This window comes from Pseudomonas sp. 32A (assembly GCF_052682255.1).
Genome location: NZ_JBQYLY010000001.1, coordinates 4,828,203 through 4,854,089 on the forward strand (window position 1 = coordinate 4,828,203; position 25,887 = coordinate 4,854,089).

General features: G+C 59.8%; 21 protein-coding genes and 1 pseudogene. 13 read left to right on the top strand and 9 right to left on the bottom strand.

Going from position 1 to position 25,887, the window contains the following annotated elements; translation table 11 throughout:
• Positions 1-34: 34 nt before the first annotated feature.
• Together ACUN0G_RS22350 and ACUN0G_RS22355 are read right to left on the bottom strand one after the other, a co-directional pair.
• The gene (locus ACUN0G_RS22350; RefSeq protein WP_445574284.1) at positions 35-3,436 is read right to left on the bottom strand and encodes a dermonecrotic toxin domain-containing protein; all 3,402 of its coding nucleotides are present in this window, start codon (positions 3,434-3,436) and stop codon (positions 35-37) included.
• 371 nt (positions 3,437-3,807) lie between these two features.
• Positions 3,808-4,050 carry a hypothetical protein gene (locus ACUN0G_RS22355; protein WP_017477534.1) on the bottom strand — a complete coding sequence of 81 codons (243 nt, stop codon included), beginning with the start codon at positions 4,048-4,050 and terminating at the stop codon, positions 3,808-3,810.
• Positions 4,051-4,208: 158 nt separating this feature from the next.
• Here ACUN0G_RS22355 and ACUN0G_RS22360 point away from each other — a divergent pair, with 158 nt between their 5' ends.
• From ACUN0G_RS22360 to ACUN0G_RS22375, 4 genes are all read left to right on the top strand, one after another.
• Positions 4,209-4,685, top strand: coding sequence for a PaaI family thioesterase (locus tag ACUN0G_RS22360; RefSeq protein ID WP_258347107.1), 477 nt, complete (start codon positions 4,209-4,211; stop codon positions 4,683-4,685).
• Positions 4,682-5,134: a PaaI family thioesterase gene (locus ACUN0G_RS22365; RefSeq protein WP_445574285.1), complete on the top strand. Its 453-nt coding sequence runs from the start codon at positions 4,682-4,684 to the stop codon at positions 5,132-5,134. Before ACUN0G_RS22360 ends, ACUN0G_RS22365 begins: the two co-directional genes overlap by 4 nt.
• Before the next feature lie 89 nt (positions 5,135-5,223).
• Positions 5,224-7,128, top strand: a complete 1,905-nt coding sequence (gene htpG / locus ACUN0G_RS22370; protein WP_445574286.1) for a molecular chaperone HtpG — start codon at positions 5,224-5,226, stop codon at positions 7,126-7,128.
• A gap of 66 nt (positions 7,129-7,194) precedes the next feature.
• A complete protein-coding gene (locus tag ACUN0G_RS22375) occupies positions 7,195-7,923 on the top strand; it encodes a dienelactone hydrolase family protein (protein ID WP_445574287.1) in 729 nt (242 codons plus the stop codon).
• A gap of 135 nt (positions 7,924-8,058) precedes the next feature.
• Here ACUN0G_RS22375 and ACUN0G_RS22380 read toward each other — a convergent pair whose 3' ends face one another.
• Together ACUN0G_RS22380 and ACUN0G_RS22385 are read right to left on the bottom strand one after the other, a co-directional pair.
• Positions 8,059-8,931 carry a pirin family protein gene (locus ACUN0G_RS22380; RefSeq protein ID WP_445574288.1) on the bottom strand — a complete coding sequence of 291 codons (873 nt, stop codon included), beginning with the start codon at positions 8,929-8,931 and terminating at the stop codon, positions 8,059-8,061.
• A 64-nt stretch (positions 8,932-8,995) separates the two neighbouring features.
• On the bottom strand, positions 8,996-9,412 hold the full coding sequence (locus tag ACUN0G_RS22385) for an OsmC family protein (RefSeq protein WP_421552590.1): 417 nt from the start codon (positions 9,410-9,412) through the stop codon (positions 8,996-8,998).
• 140 nt (positions 9,413-9,552) lie between these two features.
• Between ACUN0G_RS22385 and ACUN0G_RS22390 the strand changes: the two genes are divergently transcribed.
• The 4 genes and pseudogenes from ACUN0G_RS22390 (at position 9,553) to ACUN0G_RS22405 (ending at position 12,850) form a co-directional block, all read left to right on the top strand.
• Complete coding sequence (locus tag ACUN0G_RS22390) at positions 9,553-10,557, top strand: amidohydrolase family protein (RefSeq protein ID WP_421524272.1); 1,005 nt, start codon at positions 9,553-9,555, stop codon at positions 10,555-10,557.
• Between the two features lie 67 nt (positions 10,558-10,624).
• Positions 10,625-11,089 carry a DUF3859 domain-containing protein gene (locus tag ACUN0G_RS22395; RefSeq protein WP_445574289.1) on the top strand — a complete coding sequence of 155 codons (465 nt, stop codon included), beginning with the start codon at positions 10,625-10,627 and terminating at the stop codon, positions 11,087-11,089.
• A gap of 135 nt (positions 11,090-11,224) precedes the next feature.
• Positions 11,225-11,995, top strand: a pseudogene (locus ACUN0G_RS22400) (MCP four helix bundle domain-containing protein); the annotation flags it as partial.
• The gene (locus ACUN0G_RS22405; protein WP_404942412.1) at positions 11,987-12,850 is read left to right on the top strand and encodes a methyl-accepting chemotaxis protein; all 864 of its coding nucleotides are present in this window, start codon (positions 11,987-11,989) and stop codon (positions 12,848-12,850) included. The pseudogene ACUN0G_RS22400 and the gene ACUN0G_RS22405, both read left to right, overlap by 9 nt.
• 895 nt (positions 12,851-13,745) lie before the next feature.
• Here the strand turns inward: ACUN0G_RS22405 and fabB are convergent.
• The 5 genes from fabB to ACUN0G_RS22430 form a co-directional block, all read right to left on the bottom strand.
• Positions 13,746-14,966 carry a beta-ketoacyl-ACP synthase I gene (gene fabB, locus ACUN0G_RS22410; RefSeq protein WP_258347100.1) on the bottom strand — a complete coding sequence of 407 codons (1,221 nt, stop codon included), beginning with the start codon at positions 14,964-14,966 and terminating at the stop codon, positions 13,746-13,748.
• Between the two features lie 11 nt (positions 14,967-14,977).
• Positions 14,978-15,493, bottom strand: coding sequence for a 3-hydroxyacyl-[acyl-carrier-protein] dehydratase FabA (fabA, locus tag ACUN0G_RS22415; RefSeq protein WP_003210552.1), 516 nt, complete (start codon positions 15,491-15,493; stop codon positions 14,978-14,980).
• Between the two features lie 248 nt (positions 15,494-15,741).
• A complete protein-coding gene (locus ACUN0G_RS22420) occupies positions 15,742-17,643 on the bottom strand; it encodes an ATP-binding protein (protein WP_258347099.1) in 1,902 nt (633 codons plus the stop codon).
• Positions 17,640-18,551, bottom strand: coding sequence for an ABC transporter substrate-binding protein (locus ACUN0G_RS22425; protein ID WP_445574290.1), 912 nt, complete (start codon positions 18,549-18,551; stop codon positions 17,640-17,642). Before ACUN0G_RS22425 ends, ACUN0G_RS22420 begins: the two co-directional genes overlap by 4 nt.
• 20 nt (positions 18,552-18,571) lie before the next feature.
• Positions 18,572-20,704, bottom strand: coding sequence for a TonB-dependent receptor plug domain-containing protein (locus ACUN0G_RS22430; protein WP_445574291.1), 2,133 nt, complete (start codon positions 20,702-20,704; stop codon positions 18,572-18,574).
• 195 nt (positions 20,705-20,899) lie between these two features.
• On the opposite strand from ACUN0G_RS22430, the gene ACUN0G_RS22435 reads away from it, so the two are divergent.
• The 5 genes from ACUN0G_RS22435 (at position 20,900) to ACUN0G_RS22455 (ending at position 25,813) form a co-directional block, all read left to right on the top strand.
• Positions 20,900-21,925 (top strand): NAD(P)H-dependent glycerol-3-phosphate dehydrogenase, encoded by a 1,026-nt coding sequence (locus ACUN0G_RS22435; protein ID WP_445574292.1) that lies wholly within the window; start codon positions 20,900-20,902, stop codon positions 21,923-21,925.
• A gap of 10 nt (positions 21,926-21,935) precedes the next feature.
• A complete protein-coding gene (locus tag ACUN0G_RS22440) occupies positions 21,936-22,283 on the top strand; it encodes a DUF4389 domain-containing protein (protein ID WP_063028225.1) in 348 nt (115 codons plus the stop codon).
• A complete protein-coding gene (gene sixA, locus ACUN0G_RS22445; RefSeq protein ID WP_421553863.1) occupies positions 22,280-22,729 on the top strand; it encodes a phosphohistidine phosphatase SixA in 450 nt (149 codons plus the stop codon). The genes ACUN0G_RS22440 and sixA overlap by 4 nt, the downstream gene beginning before the upstream one ends.
• A gap of 941 nt (positions 22,730-23,670) precedes the next feature.
• Positions 23,671-25,338 (top strand): AMP-binding protein, encoded by a 1,668-nt coding sequence (locus ACUN0G_RS22450; RefSeq protein WP_258347095.1) that lies wholly within the window; start codon positions 23,671-23,673, stop codon positions 25,336-25,338.
• A gap of 31 nt (positions 25,339-25,369) precedes the next feature.
• Positions 25,370-25,813 carry a hotdog fold thioesterase gene (locus ACUN0G_RS22455; protein ID WP_445574293.1) on the top strand — a complete coding sequence of 148 codons (444 nt, stop codon included), beginning with the start codon at positions 25,370-25,372 and terminating at the stop codon, positions 25,811-25,813.
• Positions 25,814-25,887 lie beyond the last annotated feature (74 nt).

Here is a 25,887-nt window from a genome sequence, read left to right on the forward strand (position 1 = left end):
TTTTTATGCGCGGTCTCAGGAAAAGCTCCCTGTTTCAGGGCATCGGCAACATGCTCTTCGTCGAGTCCACGCCCAGGTTCTTCAAAAATTCCTGGGCAGGCTTCAAATCGTTTTGTTTAGGTAGATAGTGTCCAGATACATTGGAAAGGTGGATTTTCCCCATGATGTCTTTCCTGATGTAGCCTGCGCTGACCACCTGTCCTGATTGACCACTGCCGGCACCGATTTCCGCGATGGCAGGATGGGATAACCATTTTGGCGGCGCATCTTTGTCGATGTTACCGACGATCAATTGCTTGTCTTGGGTGAACACGAACTTGCTGACGGTATTGGGTTTCGATACCACGTTCAGGTCCTCCGGCTTTGTGATCGGCACCAGTTCCGCTCGAGGAGCCCTGGGGTTCAATGCCGCGCCGGCCAGGTGTTTCTCGGCATTCAGGTCACGAGCTTTGGTATTGACCAGCACGGGATGTGGTTTTTGCCCCGACGGCGTTGATTGCCCACTACCGGAGTTGAACGTGCTGCTCGCGCCTGAGTTATCGGTGTAACGGATCAACCCGTTTTTACCGACTTGCTGTGGCCCGATGGCGTTCAGCGGTTTTCCTGCCCGTAGTTGATTATCCAGCGCATGAGCGACGAGATTCCCACGGTTCAACGGCTGTGGGGAGCGAGCCGGGTTTGACAACGGGAGGCTGGAGGGGCGCCCCGCCGAGACTGACGTACTCGGAGCCGGCGAGACGGGACGGTTTGGCCCAATAGCTTTGCCAGCCGCGATTGGCAGGCGCTGTTGAGGTGTGCGCGCGGGCGCCCTGAACACCGGGCGTAACGGTGTTCTTCTAAGCAATGGAAGGCCTGCTGCGACCATGGAAAAGTCCGAATAGACGGCGCCCCATTGGCCTGGCTGGGTGAGTAGTTTAGGCAAGCTTCGCCCGGGAGCGCGCAAGGCCTTCAAGGCGGCCTTTGAGAGCCTGCTGACGGCGGCCAGTCCTTTGGTGACAGGGATCAAGTCCAGTACCAACATGGCCACCTCACCGGCAAATATCAGCTGGTTGGTGGCGCTTTGGGCCGCTACTTCAGTACTCGTGATGAATTGGGCACCGGCTTTGGCGGCCATCAAGGCCACATTTTGCGCATAGAGATGCTCGCCGATGGAGCCTTTGATCGGTTTGAGCGCAATGCCGCGTTCATGGTCGACTGCCAGCTGCTTCAGAATCATGTTGACCGGGTGTATGAAGAGTTTGTCGTGAATCGAGTACTTATCTGCAGGTGAAACCCGCTGGTCCATATAGGTTTGCCACTCAGGTTTGGCCAGCAGAGTGTCCAGTTGCCCCTGGCCGACTATTTCCCTGAAGGGACGTCCGTCGGGGGCGTCGGGGCTGTATAGCACCAACGATGGATGGTCGACCGGCTTGATGACCAGCATGCCTTGAACCGGTTTTCCATCCCTTGCGACACGGTGGGAGATGATGGAGGACCCATTCACAATCGGCCATGTGGTGGGGTCGGCATGCGCTATCGTTGCGTTGATCCACTGCTCGGCGATTTTTTGTTTGTTCAGATAGGCATCCGGATCGAGGGATGTCAAAAAAGCGTCCTTGGCCAGCCTCGCCTGTTGGTTATGCTTCCAAGCGTTGCGCAACGCCGCAGCCTCTCCCGATGTGGCGCTCGGGTCCAGCTTCTCACCCAGCAGCCTCAGGTATTTGCCACCCACATCGGCTGGCTTGATCAGTTCTTCAAGCCATTGCGTATCCAGCGTTACGCGTTTTCCGTCGGCGCCGACCAAGTGTGCTTCCCAAGTTGTTTTGGTGGACAGCAGTGAGACGCCAGAATCCCAGGCCAAGGTGTTCCGCAGGGCCAGGTCGGTCAGCGATATCATTTCGCTGGTAGGCGGCAAAGGGATACGGGGCAGCACAATTTGACGAAGGTTTATGGATTTTTCTGTCGTGACCCGGACCATCAGTTTGTCGGGGTCGACGTCATCCTTCGGGTAGCGCTTTTGCAGTTTGTCTTTCAGTGCCTGGAGCAGCAGTTTTTTTGCAAAATCTCCCAGGGAGGGCAGTTTCTCCAGCAGCGGTTGCAGGCGGGAGAAACTGGTCTGCTCCGCCTGCTCAAGCTCCCGGTAGCGGGCTTCCTGCTCCGGGGTCAGTTCTTTTAGCCATTGCGGCTGGCGTTGTTCCATTAGCTTTTCGTTGCGTGCGAGCATCGCATTGCTGCCATCAAATTGCAGCGACAGGTCGGCGGCGTCATTGATGCCCGTGGCGATTGCGGGAGCCAGCAAATTCCCGGTGCCATACTTGCCGGGCTCGGCGGTGAAGGCGAACTGTAGTGTTTCCTTGACCTCATCTGCCTGGCGCTTCAGCAACAAGGGCAATGCCTGGGCCACCACGTCTCCCGATACCGGCGCGAACCCCAGCATCAAGTCGTCGCCCCATTGTGGGTTGCGACTGTGCTGCACCGACAGCGGCAAGCTTTTGAGCAGTACGTTTGCTTTCTCCTCATCACCGTTGATCCTGCGTAACAAGGCTTCACGGGCGTCAGCCGGGCTCGCGAACTCCTCGAAACCGTCGCAGGGGGTGTAAAGCACAACGGGCCCGTTAGGCGCATCGAGCCCTATATTTCGGATGTCCGTTGCTGAGTAGGGCGCTTCAGCCGACGATCCGTCTTTGTTGGTGATAAGGAAGCAGCCGGCTAGCAGGGCCCCATTGGGGGTGTTGTCATCAATCCTGATGGGGTACACCCCAGGGCGACTGCCTGATGCAAATGCAGCTTCGCGTGCTGCGAGGGTGGGGTACTGAAACGCCGCGTCAATCAGCTGTTTGCCGGGGTGGCTGAGTGTCCCGTCTTCAACACGTAGCGCCGCCTCGGTGGAGAGCATCTGCCGGTGCAAGGCCAGCAACTGTTCTTGTCGTGGGGCTTGGGACCCGGTGCCTGAGGGTGGTTTTTTCCAGTAGCTGCTGAGCGCGATTGGAAGCCGGGTCGCAATATTTTGGGCGATCGTGAGCAATGAACAATGGGGTTCGAGCTTGCGCTGAGCACCACCGTCTGGCGCATCAACGTAAAAGGCGGCCTCAACTTCTTTGTCAGGCGAACCGGTGAGCGCGTTCAGGTTCACTTCCATGATCTTGTCAAACAGTGCCTGGGACAGCGTTTGTGTAGACGTCAGGATGCGCTCTGCGCCGGGCTTTTGACCGTAGGTTTTGACGTGAATGGAATTCGGGTCAATTGAGTCGAGCTCGGGAAAGGCTTTTCTCAACTGGACCTGGATAAATCGATGAAATGTTGTCTGGTGGCTTAGCAGGTCAGTGATTTGTTTGTTCAGTTTCCGGTGCTGATCAATCAATTGGGATTGGGCGGTGACGGAGGCGGGGCGGTTGGTATTCGCGACGACCGGCGTTATGCCGCGCACTGTGGGGGTGACGAAATCATTGTGATTCAAGCCCGCTGTATGAGGCTGCGTAATGTGTCGCGCTGGCGGCCGAGCGGGCGCCGTTGGTTTGTGGGTGGGCGGCGGGGCAAGGAGTGGGGTGGAGGCCGGGCTGGAGAGTTTGGAGGGCGAGAGCATGAGGGTTCTATCTCAGAAGTAGCATGGTGTTCCCTTCTATTCCAACGATGGCGGAGCTCCGTACCTTCGGGGCGTCCATTGAGTGATTCAAAGTGTGGGGCTGGTTCCTCGGGCCAATTGAGGCTTAGTCCAACCTTTTGCACTTTGCTACGCGGATAAAAACAGCAGGCAAAGTAAAGCCCGCACTTGGCGGGCTTTACTTTGCAACATTGGCTTTTCAAGCCACGGTGTTCAAGTCGTCAGACTCAAGAACCGGTTGCAGGTGCTGCTTCTTTTGCAGCGGCTTCGTTCGATTCGGCCTGAGCTTTGGCAGCATCGGCGTTTTCTTTCGCAGCGTCATTCACTTTATCCTGAGCCTTCGCCATGTCTTTCTGAGCTTGCTCAGAATGTGCCGCGGCATCTTGGGCTTTGTCTTCGGATTTCTTGTCGCAGGCAGCCAGACCGAGGGCAGCGGCCAGCATCATGGAAATAGCTAAAGTCTTGCGCATGGGGTGTTTCTCCTTATTGAAGATATCTACTGGCCTTTCGAGCATAGGGGTTCAGCATTAGTTCCTTTTATTACACAGATATATAAACCACAGCCGCCAAGGAACTTTCACCCGCACTGTCTACACCGCGGGTCAACACTAATAAGAGTCCAGACTGAATGACCGAAAATCCTCTTTTATCCCGTGCCACGCGCTTCGTTTCAGCCTTGCGCCACTGCCAGGTGCTGGGTATCCAGGTCCATGCTGCCAGTGAAGACGGCATGACCCTGATGCTGCCTTATGGTCCGCATATCGTGGGGGATCCGCTGACCGGGGTGATCCATGGCGGCGCGCTCACGTCCTTGATGGACACCGCCTGCGGCATGGCCACCTTGTGTGTGTTGCCGGAGTTCGAGGTCTGCCCGACCCTGGACCTGCGTGTCGACTACATGCACCCGGCCGAGCCCCACAAGCCGGTATTCGGTTTTGCCCAGTGCTACCGGGTGACCACCGACGTGATCTTCACCCGCGGCTTCGCCTACCAGGACGATCCACAGCAACCGATTGCCCATGTGGTGGGCACGTTCATGCGCATGGGCAAGCGCCTCAAGGGCAGCCAGGGCCTGGGCAATGCAATCAAGGGAGAACAGGCATGAAACATCAGTTCAAGACCCGTCTGCAGCAAGCCCACGAACGGGGCAACTATGAGGCGCTGCTCAACCTGATTCCCTACGCCAAGCTGATTGGCATCGAGTGCACGCGGCTGGGGGATGAATTGCTGTTTCGCATGCCGGCCAACAAGGACAACATTGGTAACCCGATATTACCGGCGATCCATGGTGGGGTGATCGCAGGCTTTATGGAGCTGTCCGCAGCCTTGCATTTGCTGGTTTTTACCGGTGCGCCTGGCGTCCCCAAAATCATCGACTTCTCCCTGGATTACCTGCGCGCCGGCCAGTTACGCGACACCTACGCCAAATGCCAGGTGTGGCGCCAGGGCCGACGGGTGGCCAATGTGGCGATTACCGCCTGGCAAAGCACCCCGGCCGAACCGATTGCCACCGCCCGCGCGCATTTCAAGATTGAGGAACCGGCCCGCCCTTGAAATCCTGGTCTTAGCCCCCAACTTTGATGACAACCCGCCGCCAACCCTCAAGGGCGCGGCCACTGCCATCCAATTGGAGTTTGATGACCATGAGTGTGGAAACTCAAAAGGAAACCCTGGGCTTCCAGACCGAGGTGAAGCAACTGCTGCACCTCATGATCCATTCGCTGTATTCCAACAAGGAAATTTTCCTTCGCGAATTGATCTCGAACGCCTCTGACGCTGTCGACAAATTACGTTTCGAAGCCCTGTCCAAGCCTGAGTTGCTGGAAGGCGGCGCGGAACTGAAAATCCGTGTGAGCTTCGACAAAGACGCGAAAACCGTCACCCTCGAAGACAACGGTATCGGCATGAGCCGCGACGATGCGATCACCCACCTGGGGACCATCGCCAAATCCGGCACCGCCGATTTCATGAAAAACCTGTCGGGCGACCAGAAGAAAGATTCGCACCTGATCGGCCAGTTCGGCGTGGGCTTCTACTCGGCCTTCATCGTTGCCGACAAGGTTGAAGTATTCAGCCGCCGCGCCGGCCTTTCGGCCAGCGAAGGCGTGCACTGGTCGTCCAAGGGCGAGGGCGAATTTGAAATCGCCACCGTCGACAAGGCTGACCGTGGTACCCGCATCGTGCTGCACCTGAAGTCCGGTGAAGACGAGTTCGCCGATGGCTGGCGCCTGCGCAATATCATCAAGAAGTACTCCGACCACATCGCGTTGCCGATCGAACTGCCGAAAGAACAAGTGGCGGCCGAAGGCGAAGAGGCGCCTGCCCAGGAATGGGAAGTGGTCAACCGTGCCAGCGCTCTGTGGACCCGTCCTCGTACTGAAGTCAAAGACGAGGAATACCAGGAGTTCTACAAGCACATCGCCCATGACTACGAGAACCCGCTGAGCTGGAGCCACAACAAGGTCGAAGGCAAGCTGGAATACAGCTCGCTGCTCTACGTACCGGCCCGTGCTCCGTTCGACCTGTACCAGCGTGAAGCGCCGAAAGGCCTGAAGCTGTACGTGCAGCGCGTGTTCGTGATGGACCAGGCGGAATCGTTCCTGCCGTTGTACCTGCGCTTTATCAAAGGCGTGGTCGACTCCAACGACCTGTCGCTGAACGTGTCGCGGGAAATCCTGCAGAAAGACCCGATCATCGACTCGATGAAGTCGGCGCTGACCAAGCGTGTCCTCGACATGCTGGAAAAGCTGGCGAAAAACGAGCCTGAGCAATACAAGGGCTTCTGGAAAAACTTCGGCCAGGTCATGAAAGAAGGCCCGGCAGAAGATTTCGCCAACAAGGAAAAGATCGCCGGCCTGCTGCGTTTCGCATCGACCCACGGTGACGACGGTGAGCAGACCGTTTCCCTGGCCGACTACCTGGCGCGCGCCAAGGAAGGTCAGGACAAGATCTACTACCTGACCGGCGAAACCTACGCTCAGGTCAAGAACAGCCCGCACCTGGAAGTCTTCCGCAAGAAAGGCATCGAAGTGCTGCTGCTGACCGACCGGATCGACGAGTGGCTGATGAGCTACCTCAGCGACTTCGACGGCAAGAGCTTTGTTGATGTCGCCCGTGGCGACCTGGACCTGGGCAACCTGGATTCCGAAGAAGACAAGAAAGCCGCTGAAGAAGTGGCCAAGTCCAAAGAGGGCCTGGTTGAGCGAATCAAGACCGCCTTGGGCGATGCTGTCAGCGAAGTGCGGGTTTCCCACCGTCTGACCGATTCCCCGGCGATCCTGGCCATCGGCGAGCAGGACCTGGGCATGCAGATGCGTCAGATCCTGGAAGCCAGCGGCCAGAAGGTTCCGGACTCCAAGCCGATCTTCGAATTCAACCCGGCTCACCCGCTGATCGAGAAACTCGACGGCGAGCAGAGCGAAGAGCGATTCGGCGACCTGTCGCACATCCTCTTCGACCAGGCAGCCCTGGCTGCCGGCGACAGCCTGAAAGACCCGGCCGCCTATGTGCGCCGACTGAACAAGCTGTTGGTTGAACTGTCGGTTTAACACCGTTGTAGAAAAACCCGCTTCGGCGGGTTTTTTCGTTTTAGAGCCTTTCACCTGGAGTAAATGATGAGCCAAATCACCGTGCGTTCCGTGGTCTATCAGATTGATGGCCAGTCTTATGAAAGTCGCCTGGCATTTGATGCCAGTCATAAGGGCCCGCTGCCAGGGTTGTTGATGGCGCCGAACTGGATGGGTGTCAGTGCTGGCGCTGAAGAGATCGCCAAGAGCGTGGCCAGCAAGGGCTACGTGGTGCTGCTCGCCGACCTGTACGGGCAAACGGTTCGCCCGTCGAATGGCGATGAAGCGGGTGCGGCGATGATGCCGTTGAAGAATGACCGGGTGCTGCTGAACAAGCGCATGCAGGTCGCGCTTGATCACTTGAAAACTCAAACCGAAGCCGCGGTGGATACCTCGAAGCTGGCAACCTTCGGTTTCTGCTTCGGTGGTTGCTGCTCCCTGGAGCTGGCGCGTACCGGTGCGCCGTTGAAAGCGGCGGTTTCGTTCCACGGCAGCCTCGACACACCGAACCCGGCCGATGCGAAAAACATCAAGGGTTCCGTGCTGGTGTTGCACGGCGCTTCCGACCCGTTGGTGCCGAAAGAGCAACTGCCGGCGTTTGAAGATGAAATGAACGCCGCTGGTGTGGATTGGCAATTGCTGAGCTACGGCGGTGCGGTGCACTCGTTTACCGATCCGCACGCGAACGTGCCGGGCAAGATGATGTATGACGCGAAGACCGCTGCACGGGCCTTCCAGTCGATGCATAACTTGCTGGATGAAGCGTTCAAGGGCTGATAGTTCGGTTGCCTGAGCTGGCCCCTTCGCGAGCAAGCCCGCTCCCACATTTTGACCGTGTACGCCTTGAAGGAACGCGGTCAAAATGTGGGAGCGGGCTTGCTCGCGAAGGCTATTTCATCGGCAATAAAGCGCTTAAGCCTTGCCTCCAGGCAACTCAATCCGCTCACTTTCCCCCGGCACTGTCGGCCAATCCCCAGCCGCCCAACGCTGCCGAGCCTGCTCGATCAACGCCGGGTCACTCGCCACAAAATTCCAGTTAATCCGCCGCGGCCCATCCAGCGCCGCGCCGCCGAATACCACCAGATGGCAATCGGTCTCGGCAAACAGCGCCATGCTTTCGCCTGCCGGCAACACCACCAGGCTATGCACCTCCAGCACCTCGCCATCCAACTGCGCCTCACCCTCCAGCACATACACCGCCCGTTCCGCATGCTCATCCGGGATCAGCAGCGTCGTAGCCGTCTGCATCCGCACCTCGGCATACAGCGTGGGCGACAACACCGGCACTGGCGACTTCAGGCAAAAGCCGCTGCCGGCAATCAGGCGAATCTGCACGCCCAGGTTGTCACTCACCGGCAAGCTGGCAGCGGGGTGATGGCTGTAATGCCCAGGTCCTTGCTCATGATCCCTGGGCGAGGCCAGCCACACTTGCAACCCGTGCAGGCTGAAGCCACTGGCCTTCAACGCCTCAGGGCTGCGTTCAACGTGGGCAATGGCGCTGCCGGCGGTCATCCAACTGACGTCCCCCGCCTTGACCACCTGATCGGAGCCGAGGCTGTCCTTGTGCAGGAGTTCGCCTTCAAACAGGTAGGTCAGGGTGGATAGGCCGATATGCGGGTGCTGGCGAATATTCATGCCGGTGCCCGGGGCATAGCGGGTTTGCAGCATATGGTCGAAAAACACGAATGGCCCGACACTGCGACATTGCCTGGACGGCAGCGGGCGCAGGATCGGTTGGCCTTCCACATCTTCGGCACGCGGGCGAATCACGGTGGTTGTGGTCATGGTGCATCCCAGTCTGAGCGGGTTAGATGGCAATGAGCATAACCCGCTCGACGGGAGGTTGCCGCTACTGGCTGAAGGCGCCTTCCGAGAGTTTGGTCTCGATGGTGACTTCGGCGGTGGTCATCAGCTTGTGCACCGGGCAGCGATCCGCCACGCGGTGCAGTTCCTCGCGCTGCTCGTCGGTGAGTACGCCCTTGAGGGTGAGTTTGACGCTGAGCTTGTATTTGCCCTTTTGCTCTTCGGTGCTGTCGTGGGTGACTTCGACGGTGACGCCGGTCAGCGGAATGTCTTTTTTCTGCGCATAGAGTTTGACCGTCAGCGCCTTGCACGATGCCAGCGCGGCATCGAAGTAATCGTGGGGAGAGGGCGCCGAATCGTCGCCGCCCAGGCTCTTGGGCAGGTCGGTAAACAGCTCATGGTTATTGATGTTGACGCTGTGGCGAAAGTTTTCGGCGTTCAGCGTATTCACGGTAACAGGCATGGCAAACCTCACAGGGTGGCAGGAAGAAGCTCATGCAGTTATAGAGCATGCTGGCACCTGGGTGTTCCCCATTGTTTACCGCTGAACCCGCAGGCGCGGCCTGAGGTCTACCTTCATTAGCCCTTGTTTGAGATGCCACCGTGCGCCGGACCCGCCTGAGTATTGCCCTGTTACTGGCCGCCGCGAGCCTTGCCGCGCAGGCCCGCGACTATGCCTACAGCGATGCGCACCTGCATTACGTCGATTTCTTCCAGGAGTCGGCGGGCATGGACAAGTTGCTCAAGGCCATGGCCGATAATCGGATTGAACACGTGATGATTTCCGGCATCCCCGTGGCAAAGAAATGGCATGAAGACGAACCCAAGCGCCCACGTTATTACGCCGGCGACGATGCCGACGCGTATTGGTACAGCGCCACTGACGTGTTTGTCGCCGATGCGGTGAATAAGCTCACCCCGGAACAACGCCAGCGCTTTCACCCGTTCCTCAGCGGTTTCAACCCCAACGATAAAAACGCCGCGTCCCACATCCAGCGCATGCTCGACCTCAATCCAGGGCTGTGGCAAGGCATCGGTGAAGTCTTCACCCGTCACGACGACCTGACGGCACTGACCTCCGGCGACACCCCAAGAGCCAACAACGAGGCGATGACGCGCATCTATCACTTGGCGGCGGAGAACGATCTGCCGGTGATGGTGCATTCCAACATCACCTCCAAGCGTGAGAAAAATCCGCTGTACCTGGCGGAAATGGAAGAGCCACTGCGCAACCATCCGCACACTCGGTTTATCTGGGCCCACGCGGGCAGCAGCATGGAAATCCATCGGCACCAGACGCAGATGGATTTTTTGCTGCCGACCCTGGCGCGCATGCTGGAGGCTTATCCGAACCTGTACGTAGACCTGTCCTGGAGCGTGCTCACACCTTACTTGCTGGATGAGGCGGGAACGCCACGCCCTGAATGGGTAAAGCTGGTAGAGCGCTTCCCGGACCGCTTCATGCTTGGCTCAGACGTGGTAGGACGCTTCAACAAGCTGGGTAAGGAAATGCGCAGCTTTGACCCGTTCCTTGATGCGCTGCCTGAAGACGTGGCCAGAAAGGTCGCACGGGACAATTTCCTGGCGATTCTGCCCAAGCCCAGGTGATGGCTTTTGTCATCCTGTCGTCATCCCTGCGTCATAAGCTGCGGCCTTCTTAAACAAGGAGTGCAGCATGCAATTCACCCGTTCAGGCGCCTTGGCGGCGCTGATGATGATCAGCAGCCTGGCCAGTGCCGAAGTGCGTATTGAAGGCCCGGTGGAGTACGGCGTGTTTGATGGCCCGAAAGCCGAGTTGCAGGCCGGAGAGCGCGTGCTGCGCCGCAGCAACGAACAGATTCAGTCCACCACCCTGGTGCCGGCGAAGCTGGGCACCAAATTCGGCCTGCGTTATCAACTGCTTGGCAAAGCCGCCGAAGGTACGCCGCTGACCTTGCTCTACTTCACCCCAGGCGTTCGTACGCCGGATGGCGTGCGTCATGACAAATTCGAGGTAACCCAGAAGCTGGTGCCCGGTGCCCCACAGGACGTGATGGCCTATGAGTTCACCGAAAACCACGAAGTGGTGCCGGGCGAATGGCGTTTCATGGTGTTCCAGGGTGATCGTCTGCTCACGCAAAAGAGCTTTACCGTTCGCTGAATCGCTATAGCAGGGGCGAGGCGATCATAAGGCGTTTTGATATCGCGTTTTCGTCTTAGGCAAACTTCATTCTTCGCCGATACCTTTCAAGAGCCCGCTGCAGGTGGATGCAGCGCTTTTGGAAGGATTCCGAACATGAATATCAGAAGTCTGAATATCGCCCCTCGCGCCGGCCTGGGGTTTGGTTTGCTGGCGCTGATGGTGTTTGCCCTGGGCGGGTTTGCCTTGTCGCAGATGGGCAATATGCGCCAGCAGTCGGACCAGGTGGAAAACAACTGGCTGCCCAGCGTGATGGCGGTCGGCGAGATGAATCAGGACCTGCTGCGGGTGCGGGCCCTGACGCTGCGCCTGCTGCTTAACCGCGACCCCCAGGCGATCACGCAGAATGAACAGAAAATCACCGAACTGAAAAACGGCCTGCATAAGGCTCAGTCGCTCTATGAAAGCTTGATTGTGCTGCCGGAAGAGCGGGTGCTGTTTGATCGCTTCAAGACCGAGGAAGCGCGCTACCTGCAACGTCAAGAGCAAGTGCTGGCCTTTTCCCGGGCCAATCAGCTGGAAGACGCGATCAAGGTAGTCAACGGCGAGATGAACCAGTTGGCCGATGTGTTGGCCGGCACCCTGCGTGAGCTGGTGACGCTGAACAAGCTCAGCGCCAATCAGGCGGCGAGCCTGGCGCAAAGCGTATTCACCCAATCGCGCAGTTGGGTGGTGGGCATGATAGCCGTGACGGCGCTGATCACCATTGGCCTGGCGCTGCTGCTGACCCGCAGCATCGTGCTGCCGTTATCCCAGTCGCTGAAAGTCGCCCAGGGCGTGGCCAGTGGCGATCTTACCGGCGTGATTACCGTCAACGGCAAGGATGAACCGGCGCGTTTGCAGCAGGCGCTGAAAAGCATGCAGGAGAGTCTGAGGGAAACCATTCGGCGTATTTCTGATTCGTCGAGCCAGTTGGCGTCGGCGTCGGAAGAACTCAGTTGTGTGACGGAAGATGCCACCCGTGGGCTGCATCAGCAAAGTCAGGAAATTGAGCAGGCGGCTACTGCAGTGAACCAGATGACGGCGGCGGTGGAGGAGGTGGCGAGCAATGCGGTGGCCACGTCACAGGCGTCCCGCGAGTCGGACCGTATTGCCCAGCATGGTCGCGAGCAGGTGCATCAGACGGTGTTGTCGATTGAGTCCCTGGCGGATGATGTGACGGCCAATGCGACGCAGGTGGAGGACCTGGCGCAGAAGGTGTATGGCATCAGCAAGGTGCTGGATGTGATTCGCTCGATTGCCGAGCAGACCAATTTACTTGCGTTGAATGCTGCCATTGAAGCCGCGCGGGCTGGGGATGCCGGGCGTGGGTTTGCGGTGGTGGCGGATGAGGTGCGGGCGCTGGCCCATCGCACGCAGCAGTCGACCCAGGAAATCGAGCAGATGATCAGTGGGATTCAGCAAGGGACTGATCAGGCGGTGAGCTCTATGCAGCAGAGCAATACACGGGCGCGGTCGACGCTGGATATCGCCAAGTCGGCTGGGACGGCGTTGGAGGAGATTGCTTCGGCGTTTACGCTGATCAACGAGCGTAACCTGGTGATTGCCAGTGCCTCGGAAGAGCAGGCGGCGGTGGCGCGGGAGGTGGATCGCAATTTGATGAATATTCGCGATTTGGCGCAGCAGACGTCGGCGGGGGCGAATCAGACCAGTGCGGCGAGCCAGGAGTTGTCGCGGTTGGCGGTGGATCTCAACACGATGGTGGCTAGGTTTTCGGTTTAGGTTGCTGGGCGGTGTACATATCCGTTTCTTCGGTAACGGCTGCTTATGGTTCCGCTCTTACAGCGGCTCACTTTGGAAAAGCCCCAAAGTAAGCAAAGGGCTCTGCCCCGCCTGTCGGCACCTCGCTTAGGCTCGGCGTTCCCTCACTCCGGCATTGCTCCGCGGGCCGCCGCGACGGGCCATCCATGGCCCGGCGCGGCTAAACCGGCGTCCTGCCGGTTTACCCGCTCCGCACTGCCTGCGTTCGGCCTCGGGCTTATTGGGGCAGTCAGATCAAAATCAAAAGCAAAAGCACAGCGGCCTACCGGCCGGCTTGAGTGTTAAAAGCCAGATCAAAAGCCAGAGCGAAAACAGAGCTGCTTTTATGTGGGAGCGGGCTTGCTCGCGAAAAACCTGAGAGCGCCGCGTTCATCCAGAATGCCCGCGTCATCGTTAACGACCTTCGCGAGCAAGCCCGCTCCCACATTTTTTGGACCGTGCCCGCTTTAGCTTTTGATTTTGCTCTTCAACACTCAAGCCGGCCGGGAGGCCGCTGTGCTCTTGATCTGCTTTTGATCTTGATCTTAGGCGCCCCGTTAAACCACGCTGGCCGAACGCAGGCTTTGGAGCGTGGGTAACCTGGCAGGACGCCAGGTTAGCCGTCCTGGGCCAGGGATGGCCCATGACGGCGGCCCACGGTCCAAAGCCGGAGTGAGGGCACACCGAGCCTAGGCGAGGTGCCGAGTGGTGGGGCAAGAGCGTTTTGCTTACTTTTGCGCTGTTCAAAAGTGAGCCGCTGTAAGAGCGGAACCATAAGCGGCCATCACCCAAATAATGGATATACACCCAACAACCACCGCAAAAAAAACGCCCCGAACCAGTCGGGGCGTTTCAGACGATCAAGCCGCGAGGGCTTTTACTTACCCTGCCAGCGTTTCAGCACCAAAGTAGCGTTAGTGCCACCAAAGCCAAAGCTGTTGCTCATCACAGTGTTGATGGTCGCATCTTCACGAGTCTTGGTCAGGATCGGCATGTCAGCCACGTCCGGGTCCAGTTCCTCAATGTTGGCAGAACCTGCCATGAAGTTGCCTTCCATCATCAGCAGGCAGTAGATCGCTTCGTGAACGCCAGCGGCGCCCAGGGAGTGACCCGACAGGCTCTTGGTAGAGCTGATCGCCGGAGCTTTGTCGCCGAATACCGCACGCACGCCTTCCATTTCCTTGGAGTCGCCGACCGGAGTCGAAGTACCGTGGGTGTTCAGGTAGTCGATCGGGGTATCAACGGTAGCCATGGCCATCTGCATGCAGCGGATGGCGCCTTCGCCGCTTGGCGCAACCATGTCGTAGCCGTCGGACGTCGCGCCGTAGCCGACGATTTCCGCGTAGATCTTCGCGCCACGGGCCAGGGCGTGTTCCAGCTCCTCGACCACCACCATGCCGCCACCGCCGGCAATGACGAAACCATCACGGTTTTTGTCATAGGCGCGGGAGGCTTTTTCCGGGGTTTCGTTGTACTGGGTCGACAGGGCACCCATGGCGTCGAACAGGAACGACTGGCTCCAATGTTCTTCTTCACCGCCACCGGCAAACACGATGTCTTGCTTGCCCAGCTGGATCTGCTCTACAGCGGTACCGATGCAGTGAGCACTGGTGGCGCACGCGGAGGAGATCGAGTAGTTCACGCCCTTGATCTTGAACGGCGTGGCCAGGCAGGCGGAAACGGTGCTGCCCATGGTCCGCGTGACGCGGTACGGGCCAACACGCTTGACGCCTTTCTCGCGCAGGATGTCCAGCGCTTCCATCTGGTTCAAGGTTGACGCGCCACCGGAACCGGCGATCAGGCCGGTGCGTACGTTGGACACCTGGTCTTCGCTCAGGCCGGAATCGGTGATCGCGTCCTTCATGGCCAGGTAGGCGTAAGCGGCTGCGTGGCCGACGAAGCGATAGATCTTGCGATCAATCAGCTCTTCGAGGGGCAGGTCGATGGAGCCGGAAACCTGGCTACGCAGACCCATTTCGGCATATTCCGGGTTGAAGCGGATGCCAGGGCGACTTGCACGCAGGTTAGCGGAGACGGTCTCTTTGTCATTGCCCAGGCACGAAACGATGCCCAGACCAGTGATAACGACGCGGCGCATGCGGATAACCCTTAAAAGTTGTCAGTGGAAGTGAATACGCCGACCCGAAGGCCTTCGGCAGTATAAATCTCGCGACCGTCGACAGTCACCGAACCATCGGCAATGGCCAGGTTCAGCTTGCCCTTGAGGACGCGCTTGATTTGAATGTTGTAGGTGACTTTCTTGGCGGTCGGCAAGACCTGGCCAAAGAACTTCACTTCGCCCGAACCCAGGGCGCGACCGCGGCCCGGCAGGCCTTGCCAGCCCAGGTAGAAACCGACCAGCTGCCACATGGCGTCGAGGCCCAGGCAGCCCGGCATCACCGGATCGCCTTCGAAATGGCAGGCGAAAAACCACAGGTCAGGGGTGATATCCAGCTCGGCGACCAATTCACCTTTGCCGTACTTGCCACCCTCTTCACTGATATGGGTGATGCGATCCACCATCAGCATGTTCGGGGCGGGCAGTTGCGCGTTACCTGGGCCGAACAGCTCACCGCGACTGCAGCGCAGCAGGTCTTCCCGAGTAAAGGCGTTTTGTTTGGTCATGCGAGCTCCTCAATAATCCCATGCGGCAGGGCAGGGCAAATCTTCCCGGCCGACTGAAGCGTTCATGCCTCATATCGGCAGCCTACACATAGACTATTGCGTTGTAGTGAAAGTCACAGCGTCAAGGTCATGAATGTACACTTGTGCACTGAAATTATAAACCGGGCCGGTTTACGGGCCCGTTCGGGTGCCTAAGACTGCCGCACTTTCGTCTTTCACGCCAGTCGCAGTTGGCCGATGGCACCCTGTTACTGCACCCATCGCTGCAGGATTTGCTGTAAATCCGTGCGTTTGAACGGCTTTGCCAGGTAATCGTTCATTCCGGCTGCCAGACAGGCTTCGCGGTCGCCCTGTAAGGCATTGGCGGTCAAGGCAATGATCGGAAGGTCGGCGCACCCGGGCAACTGGCGAATCTGCCGGGTGGCCTCGTAACCGTCGATGCCCGGCAGTCGGCAATCCATCAGGATCGCGGTAAAAATCAGGCTCTCGGCACTGCGAATCGCTTCGGCGCCGTCGGTGGCAATGCTGACTTCAAATCCGAGGCTGCGCAGCATGGCTTCAACCACGGTGCGATTGACCGGGTTGTCCTCCACCAGCAACACGTTACGGCCTTCGCCCGCACTGGCACTGCCTTCGGTGTTCGGCACGATCACCGGCAAGCTCTGCTGGTAGATCGCCAGCGGAATTTCCAGGGTGAATACCGAGCCTTGGCCTTCTTCACTCTGGGCGCGAAGGGTGCCGCCCATGCGTTCGGCCAGGGTGCGTGCAATAGGCAGGCCCAGCCCGGTGCCGCCGTAACGTCTTGAAATGGAACTGTCAGCTTGCTGGAACGCATCGAACATCAATTCCAGGCGCTCGGCCGAGATACCAATCCCGCTGTCGCGCACGGTGCAGGTGAACCACAACAGTTCATGGTCCAGGGTCTGCCAGTGCGGTTCGACGGTGACGGTGCCGTGCTCGGTGAACTTGAGGGCATTGCCGATCAGGTTCACCAGAATCTGCCGGATACGCGTCGGGTCACCCTGCACCTGCAGTGAGTCCAGGCCCTGCGGGATCGGCACTTCAAGCGCCAGCCCCCGTTGCTGGGCGGCATGCTGGAAGGCCTGGGCGCAGCTGCTGATCAGCTCCATCAGGTCGAACGGAATGTGCTCCAGCTCCAGGGCCGCGCGCTCGATGCGTGAGAAGTCGAGGATATCGTTGATCACTTTGAGCAGGTGTTCGGTGGACTCCGAAGCCAGCGCCGCGTATTCGGTCTGCTCCTCGGTCATGTCGGTGGTTTCCAGCAGTTGCAGCATGCCCAGCACCCCGTTCATCGGCGTGCGCAGTTCATGGCTCATCATTGCCAGGAAATCCGACTTGGCATTGTTCGCCCGCTCGGCTTCTTCACGGGTCTGGATCAACTGGGCCATGGCCTGGTGCTGTTCGCGACTGGCCTGGTTCAAGCCGTCGGCGAGGTTATTGATGTGGCGCGACAGGTCGCCCAGTTCCGAGTCATCGACAATGGGCAGTGGCGTCTGATAATCGCCCTGTTGGATTGCCTTGACCGCATTGCCCATGGCACTGATCGGCTGCGACAGGCTGGCGGCCAGGCGCCGTGCCAATAAGAAGGTAAACAACAGGGCGAACAGCGCGAGAATCCCGGCCTTGAACAGGATTTCCTGCTGGCGCTGGCTGAACGCATCGTTGGACATACCCACAATCACCCGGCCCAGGTAATCCGCACGGGGCGCCTTGGGCTCGGCGATGTTGTCCTGGAAGAAGTCATTGCCCAGCTGGATATGTTGCAGGCGAATCGGCGCCTGAAACACTTTCACCGACAGCGAACGGTCGTGCTTTTCCGACGGTTGTTCGACATACACCAGAATGTTTTCCGTGCTGTCCTGTATCTCCAGAAAGCGCACATGGGGCGTGGCCAGGGTGGCCCGCAACAGGCTTTCGAGCACGTCGTTGTTGCCGGAAATAACCCCGTATTCGGTGGCCGGTGCCAGTTGGTTGGCGATCAATTGGCCGGTGTGGTCCAGTTCCTGGCGCAAGTCCTGGATCCGCACGAAGGTAAAGAAGCTGATCAACAGCAGCGTCAACAGGAGTGCCGGGCCCAGGGTGATGAGCTGGGTTCGGGTGTTGATGTCCCAACGGCGACGAAATGTCATGGGCGTTTTTCTCCTTCGGCCAGGCGGGCGGCGACGTTGGTTTCGTCCACCTGTTCGATCCCCAGTGAGCGCGCAACCTGCGGGTTGCCCACGACTTTGAAACGTTCCGGGTACAACGAGCGCGGCCAGTTGGCGGGCGCATGGTCCAGTAGCCGGTCGAGTACATCCAGCCAGTCGGCCTGATCGCTGTAGGTGCTGGCCAGGCTGCCGGCCTTGACGAACCCGGCGTTGGGCCCGACCAGTGGCAATTGCCTGGCGTAGCTGCTGAGCAGCAGGTTTTTCGCGGTTTTCGGGTTGTACAGCTGGGGATCATCCAGCCCCAGCAAGACATCGCTGCTCTTGAACAGGTTTTGCAGCGGACGACTGTCGTTAGTGTTGTCCCAGAGCTGGGGCACGATCTCCAGCCCCATCGGCGCCGCATGCTGGCGCAGCTCGCGGAGCAGGAATTCGCTGTCGATCCCATAGAGCACACCGATGCGCCGGGCCTGGGGCAGGATGCCGGTGATCAGGCGCAGTTGGCGGTCCAGTGGCGGGTCGCTCCACAACAGGCTGATCTTCGAGGGCACGCTGTCCCCCAGGCGCTGCCGGGCTTGCAGGCGGCTGATGCGCAGCACCAGGGTCGGCGGGCCCTGGGTGTCCTGCAGGCGCCAGTCGAGGCTGGGCAGGTCCAGCAGGATCAGGCGGGTACTGGCCGGCAAGTGCGCGGGGGCGGGAAGGTCTTTGAGCGGGGTGAACTGCACATGGTCTTCGGGGCGCTGTTCGCTCAGGGCCTGGACGAATGTTTGTACCCCCGGGCCGTCTTCGTCGGCGGTCAGCAGGATTTCCGCCGCCCATGTGGGTGCGGCAAACAGTAAAACCCCAAACAACACACAGCGCCGCCAGAGTCGGGCGGTAAAGGAGAGGGTCATCCGTGACAAGTCGCTGTCCACTAGAACTCTAACTCCGCACTGAAGTAGAGCACGTGGCGTTGGTCATAGTTGTTGTCGGGCCAGGTGGTGGGCTGATTGTCGAGCCGTTGTTGCAACATGCCGGCCAGCTCCACGTTGGCTTTGCCCAGGGCAATGCGCTTGGCCACCCGCAGGTCGACCCGTTCGAAGCGATACTGGTTGAGCGCATCGTCGCCATAGTAGAACACCGCGCTGGACCAGCCATGGCCCCATTCCCGCATCCAGCCGGCCGAGCCGCTGTTGCGGGCGGTTTGCTGTCTGTCCAGAGGGTTGGTGGCGCTGGCGTCTACGTAAGCATAGGTCAGCCGTAGCCGGTCGGCGGTGCTCATGTGCCAGTCGAGCTGGGTTTCAGTGCCGGTAAAGCGCGAGCTGTTGGTGTTGCTGGCGATGTACTGGTTGTTGCGTAGCGGCTCGCTGACCATGTCGCTGATTTCGTCGTAGAACAGCTTCACGTCCACGTTCAGCCCGATATCCGCAAAAAAACCGTTGTAGCCCAGTTCCCGGGAGCGCATCAGCTCTTTATTGAGGTTGCCCGGGCCGCGAGTCACCACGAAATATTGACCGGAATTCTGGCCGTAGACCGGTGAGCTGAGGTTGGTGACCCGGTAGCTCCAGTTGACGTTGTTCTCGAACATGTCCGGCGAGCGGATGGCTTCGGAGTACACCGCGCGCAGGCCGTGGCGCGGGTTGATCAGGTAGTTGACGGCCACCCGGGGCGTCAGCGAGTTGCCGCTCAGGTGGGTGTCTTCATACATTGCGCCGCCTTGCAGCAGCCAGTGTTCGCTGGCGCGCCATTCCAGATGGCCGAACATGCGCCAGGTGGTGTCGTCCAGGGTGCCGTTGAAGTAGGTGTCGGAGTCGGCGCGGTCGTAGCGGTAGTTCATGCCGCTGACCAGGCGCAGGCTGTCGGACAGGCTGAGGGTGTCCTGAATCTCCAGGTCGTAGCGGCTTTCCTTGGTGCTTTGGTCGATGTTGCCGCAAACCGGGTCCTTGCCGCCGTTACCCCACTGCTGGAGCACCTGCCGGGCCAGCGCCTGTTCGGCGGGGCTGCCGGGTGGAAGGTTGTCGGGGTTGAAGTTGTTCATGTGCCGGGCCAGCCGCTCGGCATAGTTGGGATTGAGCTGCCACAGTTGGGTCAGCTCCGGGCTGAAGGAGACCTTGGCATCGCAGGCGCGCCAGATCTGCCGACGATCCCACTGCTGGGCCGAACCCTGGATATACAGACTGTGATCGGGGTTGAAGTCGAAGTTCCAGCGCAGGGAGCCGGCGTAATCCTTGGCGCTGACGTCAGAATTTGTACCGCCTTCGGTAATACCGTCGAACACCGGTTGGTAGGTGTACGGGCGTTGGTTGGTGCCTTCCTTGGCGTCCAGTTGCCAGTCGATGCTTTGTTGCGCGTTCAGGGTCTGGCTCACGGCCAGGCTGAAGCGGCTCAGGCGGCGACTGTCGCGGCGGTCGGCGCCCACGCGGTCGCTGTCAAAACCATCGTCCTGTTGACCGGAAAGCGACAGGCGCAAATCGCCGGTTTCCCAGCCCATGCCCTGGCTGGCGTACCAGTCGTTGATTCCGCGGCCGCCCTGGGTGAGCTTCATCCGGGTGCCGTGGCTGTTGGCTGGCGAGCGGGTAAGGATGTTGACCACCGCCATCAGCGCGTTGGCACCGTAGCTGACGGTGTTGGGGCCGCGGAAGACTTCGATGCGGTCGATGTCTTCCAGGGCCACCGGAATATCGCTCCAGTCCACAGTCGCCAGGCCTGCGCGGTACACCGAACGACCATCGATCAGCACCTGCATGCGCCGGGCGTCGCCGGCCTGGGTGCCGTGGTAATTCACAGCAGCCTGGTTGCCGGTGGTGTAGCCGACCATCATCCCGGGCACCAACCGCAGCAGTTCCGGGATATCCCGCGCACCGCTGGCCTTGATCAACTCGCTGTCGATCACCGTCATGCTGCCGGGCACGGCGGCGGCCGATTGCTTGAGCCGGGTAGCGGTCAGCACCTGCGGCAGCGGTTGGCTGTCGAGAAACAGATCGTCGGCCAGCAACGGCGCACTGCACCATGGCATGCACAACAGCGTCAACAGCAGGGATGAGCGAGGAGGAGGGCCCAAATACACGGCACGGCCTTGATAATTACGGATAGCCGCCCATGTTAACTGAGGTGGGGCCTTTTGCCAGTCGTCGGCCCCGTAATTACTTCGCACAAATGTCGCATTTTCCGACCAGCGTTTGAATTGACGCGGGGGCTGGCCGCAAGCGGGTCGCTCCGTATAATGCGGCCATCGCCACTGCTATGGATTAACGGATTGCATATGACTGAACAGCGCCCTATTGCGGTCCTGGGAGGCGGAAGTTTTGGTACCGCCGTGGCTAATCTGCTGGCTGAAAATGGTCACCGGGTGCGTCAATGGATGCGTGACCCCGAGCAAGCCGAGGCCATCCGGGTCAACCGGGAAAACCCCCGTTACCTTAAAGGCATCAAGATTCTGCCGGCTGTTGAGCCAGTGACAGATTTGCTGGCGACGTTGACCGAGTGCGACCTGTGCTTCGTCGCGTTGCCATCCAGTGCCTTGCGTTCGGTGCTCGCACCCCACGCCGAGCGGTTGGCGGGCAAGCTGCTGGTCAGCCTGACTAAGGGCATCGAGGCGCACACCTTCAAGTTGATGAGCGAAATCCTTGAAGAGATCGCCCCCGAGGCACGCATTGGCGTGTTATCCGGCCCGAACCTGGCGCGGGAAGTGGCTGAGCATGCCCTGACCGCCACCGTGATCGCCAGTGAAGACGAAAAGCTCTGCGAACGAGTGCAGGCAGTGCTGCACGGTCGCACCTTCCGCGTTTACGCCAGTGCCGACCGCTTCGGCGTCGAGTTGGGCGGGGCGTTGAAAAACGTCTACGCGATCATCGCCGGCATGGCGGTTGCGCTGGGCATGGGTGAAAACACCAAGAGCATGTTGATCACCCGTGCCTTGGCCGAGATGACCCGGTTTGCGGTCAACCAGGGTGCCAACCCGATGACCTTCCTCGGACTTGCTGGCGTGGGCGACCTGATCGTCACCTGCTCGTCACCGAAAAGCCGCAATTATCAGGTGGGTTTCGCCCTCGGCCAGGGCCTGAGCCTGGAAGACGCGGTCACGCGTTTGGGCGAAGTGGCCGAAGGCGTCAACACCCTGAAGGTGCTGAAGGCCAAGGCTCAGGAAGTCGGCGTGTACATGCCGCTGGTCGCCGGTTTGCACGCGATCCTGTTTGAAGGGCGCACCTTGAACCAGGTCATCGAGTTGCTGATGCGGGCCGAGCCGAAGACCGATGTCGACTTTATTTCCACCAGTGGTTTCAACTGAGGAACGCGTCATGAACGATCCGAAAGCAGCTCCCAAGTACGAATCCATTGGCCTGCGTGTGCTGTGGATGCTGGTGTTTGCCCTGGTGTGGCAAGTGGCGCAGTTCCTGCTGGGCGCGCTGGTGGTAGTGCAACTGGTTTACCGGTTGGTGTACGGCGCGCCGAACCTGGGGCTGATGAATTTTGGTGACAGCCTGAGTCAGTTCCTGGCGCAGATTGGGCGGTTTGGCAGTTTTCACAGTGATCAGAAGCCTTGGCCGTTTGCTGATTGGCCGACGCCCCGTGCACCGGAAGGTGAGGCTGCTCACAGCGTGCCGCCGGCGCCGCATCCTGTGCGTGATGAGGAACCCAAGCTATGAAGGTGTGGGTGTTGCGTCACGGTGAGGCCGAGGGGCATGCGCGTACGGATGCTGAGCGTAATTTGACGGCCCATGGGCGTGATGAGGTGTTGCGCAGTGCGGGGCATCTGATTGGGCAGCCTGTGCGGGCGATTATTGCCAGTCCGTATGTGCGGGCGCAGCAGACGGCGCAGTTGGTGCGGGAGGCGTTGGGGTTTGAGCCTGAGATCCGCACTGTGCCTTGGTTGACGCCCGAGAGTAATCCGCTGGAGGTGCTCGAGCATCTGGATAATGACGATGATGTGTTGTTGGTCAGTCATCAGCCGTTTGTGGGGGGGCTGATCAGTTATTTGCAGCATGGGCATTTTCGGCAGCCGCAGGCTATGAGTACGGCGAGTTTGGCGGAGTTGGAGGGGGATTTTCCGTTGGCGGGGTTGATGAGTCTTTTGAGTGTTCGGAATCCTTAAGGTTGGGTTTGGGTTTGGGTTTGGGTTTGGTTTTGGGTACATATCCGTTATTTAGGTAACGGCCGCTTATGGTTCCGCTCTTACAGCGGGTCACTTTTGGCAAACGCCCCAAAAGTAACCAAAAGGTCTTTGCCCCACCACTCGGTGCCTCGCCTAGGCTCGGCATGCCCGCACTCCGGCACGCCTCCGCGGGCCGCCGCGACGGGCCATCCATGGCCCGGCGCGGCTAAATCGGCTTCCCTGCCGATTTACCCGCTCCACCGTGCCTACTTGCGGCCATCGTGGTTGACGGGGCCCGCAGATCAAAATCAAAAGCAAGAGCACAGCGGCCTCCCGGCCGGCTTGAGTGTTAAAAGCAAAATCTAAAGCGGGCACGGTCCAAATGTGGGAGCGGGCTTGCTCGCGAAGGTCGTTAACGATGACGCGGGCATTCTGATTCAGCGCGGCGACCTCAGGTTTTTCGCGAGCAAGCCCGCTCCCACAGAAAAGCAGATCTGTTTTCGCTCTGGTCTTTGCTTTGGCTTTTAACACTCAAGCCGGCCGGGAGGCCGCTGTGCTCTTGATCTGCTTTTGATCTTGATCTTAGGCGCCCCGTTAAACCACGCTGGCCGAACGCAGGCTTTGGAGCGTGGGTAACCTGGCAGGACGCCAGGTTAGCCGTCCTGGGCCAGGGATGGCCCATGACGGCGGCCCACGGTCCAAAGCCGGAGTGAGGGCACACCGAGCATTAGCGAGGTGCCGAGTGGTGGGGCAAGAGCGTTTTGCTTACTTTTGCGCTGTTCAAAAGTGAGCCGCTGTAAGAGCGGAACCATAAGCGGCCGTTACCTGAATAACGGATATGCCCCCAAAAGCAGCAGAACTTGCACCCCCCGCGCTCCCATGAAATAGTCAGCCAAGCAAGTGCTTGGTTGGCTACCATCGGAACACAAAGGAGCGCGTCCATGTCTGTCGCTATTCGTTTGCCGCTGCAAGTCTTCTTCGACCGCGAAGCCCGCCACCCACGGCAACGATTCCTGGTTCAGCCGATCAAAGGCGGCGAGGTCCAAACCCTCACCTGGGCCGAAGCCGGCCACCAAGCCCGCTGCGCCGCCCACTGGCTGCGCGCCCGCGACCTGCCCCAGGGCTCCCACATCGCCCTTATTTCGAAAAACTGCGCCCACTGGATCATCGCCGACCTCGCCATCTGGATGGCCGGCCATGTCTCCGTGCCGCTCTACCCCAACCTAACCGCCGACTCCGTCGCCCACGTACTCGAGCACTCCGAAGCCGCGCTGGCGTTCATTGGCAAACTGGACGACTGGCCCGCCATGTCCGCCGGAGTAAAGGCCGACCTGCCCACCATCAGTCTGCCGCTGTGCCCCGAAGGCGAATTCGACTTCACCTGGGCCGACCTGCAAGCCTGCTCACCCATTCAGGACAATCCCGCGCCCGCAGCATCCGATCTAGCCACCATCATCTACACCTCCGGCACCACCGGCCTGCCCAAGGGCGTGATGCACAGCTTCGGCGCCCTGGCTTTCGCGGCCACTCGCGGCACTGAATTGTTCGGCCTGGGGGAGGGCGACCGCCTGCTGTCCTACCTGCCGCTGTGCCACGTGGCCGAGCGCATGTTTGTGGAAATGGCCTCGATCTACACCGGGCAAACCGTATTTTTCGCCGAGAGCCTCGACACGTTTCTGACAGACCTCAAGCGGGCCAGGCCCACAGCACTGTTCGGCGTACCGCGCATCTGGACCAAATTCCAGATGGGCGTCTACAGCAAAATCCCCGCAAGCCGCCTCGATACCTTGCTGCGCCTGCCCTTCATCGGCAAACGGGTCGGCCACCAAGTGCTCGCCGGGTTGGGTCTGGACGCTGTGCGCGTGGCGCTCTCTGGCGCAGCCCCCGTGCCCGAAGCCCTGTTGGTCTGGTACCGCAGGCTCGGCCTGGATGTGCTGGAGGTCTACGGCATGACCGAAAGCTGCGGCTATTCCCACGTGTGCCGCCCCGGCGAGCAGAAAATCGGCTGGATAGGCCCGCCATGCCCGGACGTTGAAGTGCGCATCGGTGACGACGGCGAAGTCCAGGTGCGCAGCGGCGCGACCATGCTCGGTTATTTCAAGGACCCGGTGAAAACCGCCGAAACCATCACCGCCGACGGCTTCCTGCGCACGGGCGACAAGGGCGAGCAGGGCGCCGATGGCCGACTGCGACTGACTGGACGCCTAAAGGAAATCTTCAAGACCAGTAAAGGCAAATACGTGGCCCCGGCGCCGATTGAAAACCGCCTGGCCGAACATGCGCGTATCGAACAGGTGTGCGTGGTGGGCGATGGCTTGAGCGCGCCCATGGGCCTGTGCGTGTTATCGGTGGTGGGCCTGCAAGATGCCGATGGACAGGGGCGGCAGGCATTGCAGGGCAGCCTCGAGCGCCTGCTGGAGGAGGTCAACCAGACGCTGGATAAACATGAGCGCTTGCGCCAGCTGGTGGTGGTAAAAGACAGTTGGGCGGTGGAAAACGGTTTCCTCACGCCCACCTTGAAGATCAAGCGTAACGTGATTGAAGCCGTCTACGGGCCACAGTTCCTGGACTGGAGCGCGCGCTCCGAAGCCGTGCTGTGGCAGGATTGAGCACTGACATAAAACCAATAAGGATCGATCAATGAGCCTGTGGCGCACCCAACCGAATATCGAACAACTCAATGCAATCCAGAAAAACACTATCGGTGAAGTGCTGGATATCCGCTTCGAAAGCTTTGACGACGAGTCTCTGACCGCCAGCATGGTGATCGACCACCGCACCCATCAACCCTACGGCCTGCTGCACGGCGGCGCGTCGGTGGTACTCGCCGAAACCGTGGGCTCCATGGCCAGTTACCTGTGCATCGACGCCAGCAAGTTCTATTGCGTGGGCCTGGAAATCAACGCCAACCACCTGCGTGGCTTGCGCAGCGGGCGGGTGACGGCGGTGGCCAAGCCGATTCATATCGGGCGCACCACCCACGTGTGGGACATCCGCCTGACCAGCGATGAGGGTAAGGCCAGCTGCGTATCGCGCCTGACCATGGCCGTGGTGCCGTTGGGCGAGAACGCGCCGGCCCGATAGGCGTGGCGTGAGTGTCATCATTCCTGGCAGTTACAGTCATTGCCGTGACTGCCCGGTCTGGGGAGAATCAACGC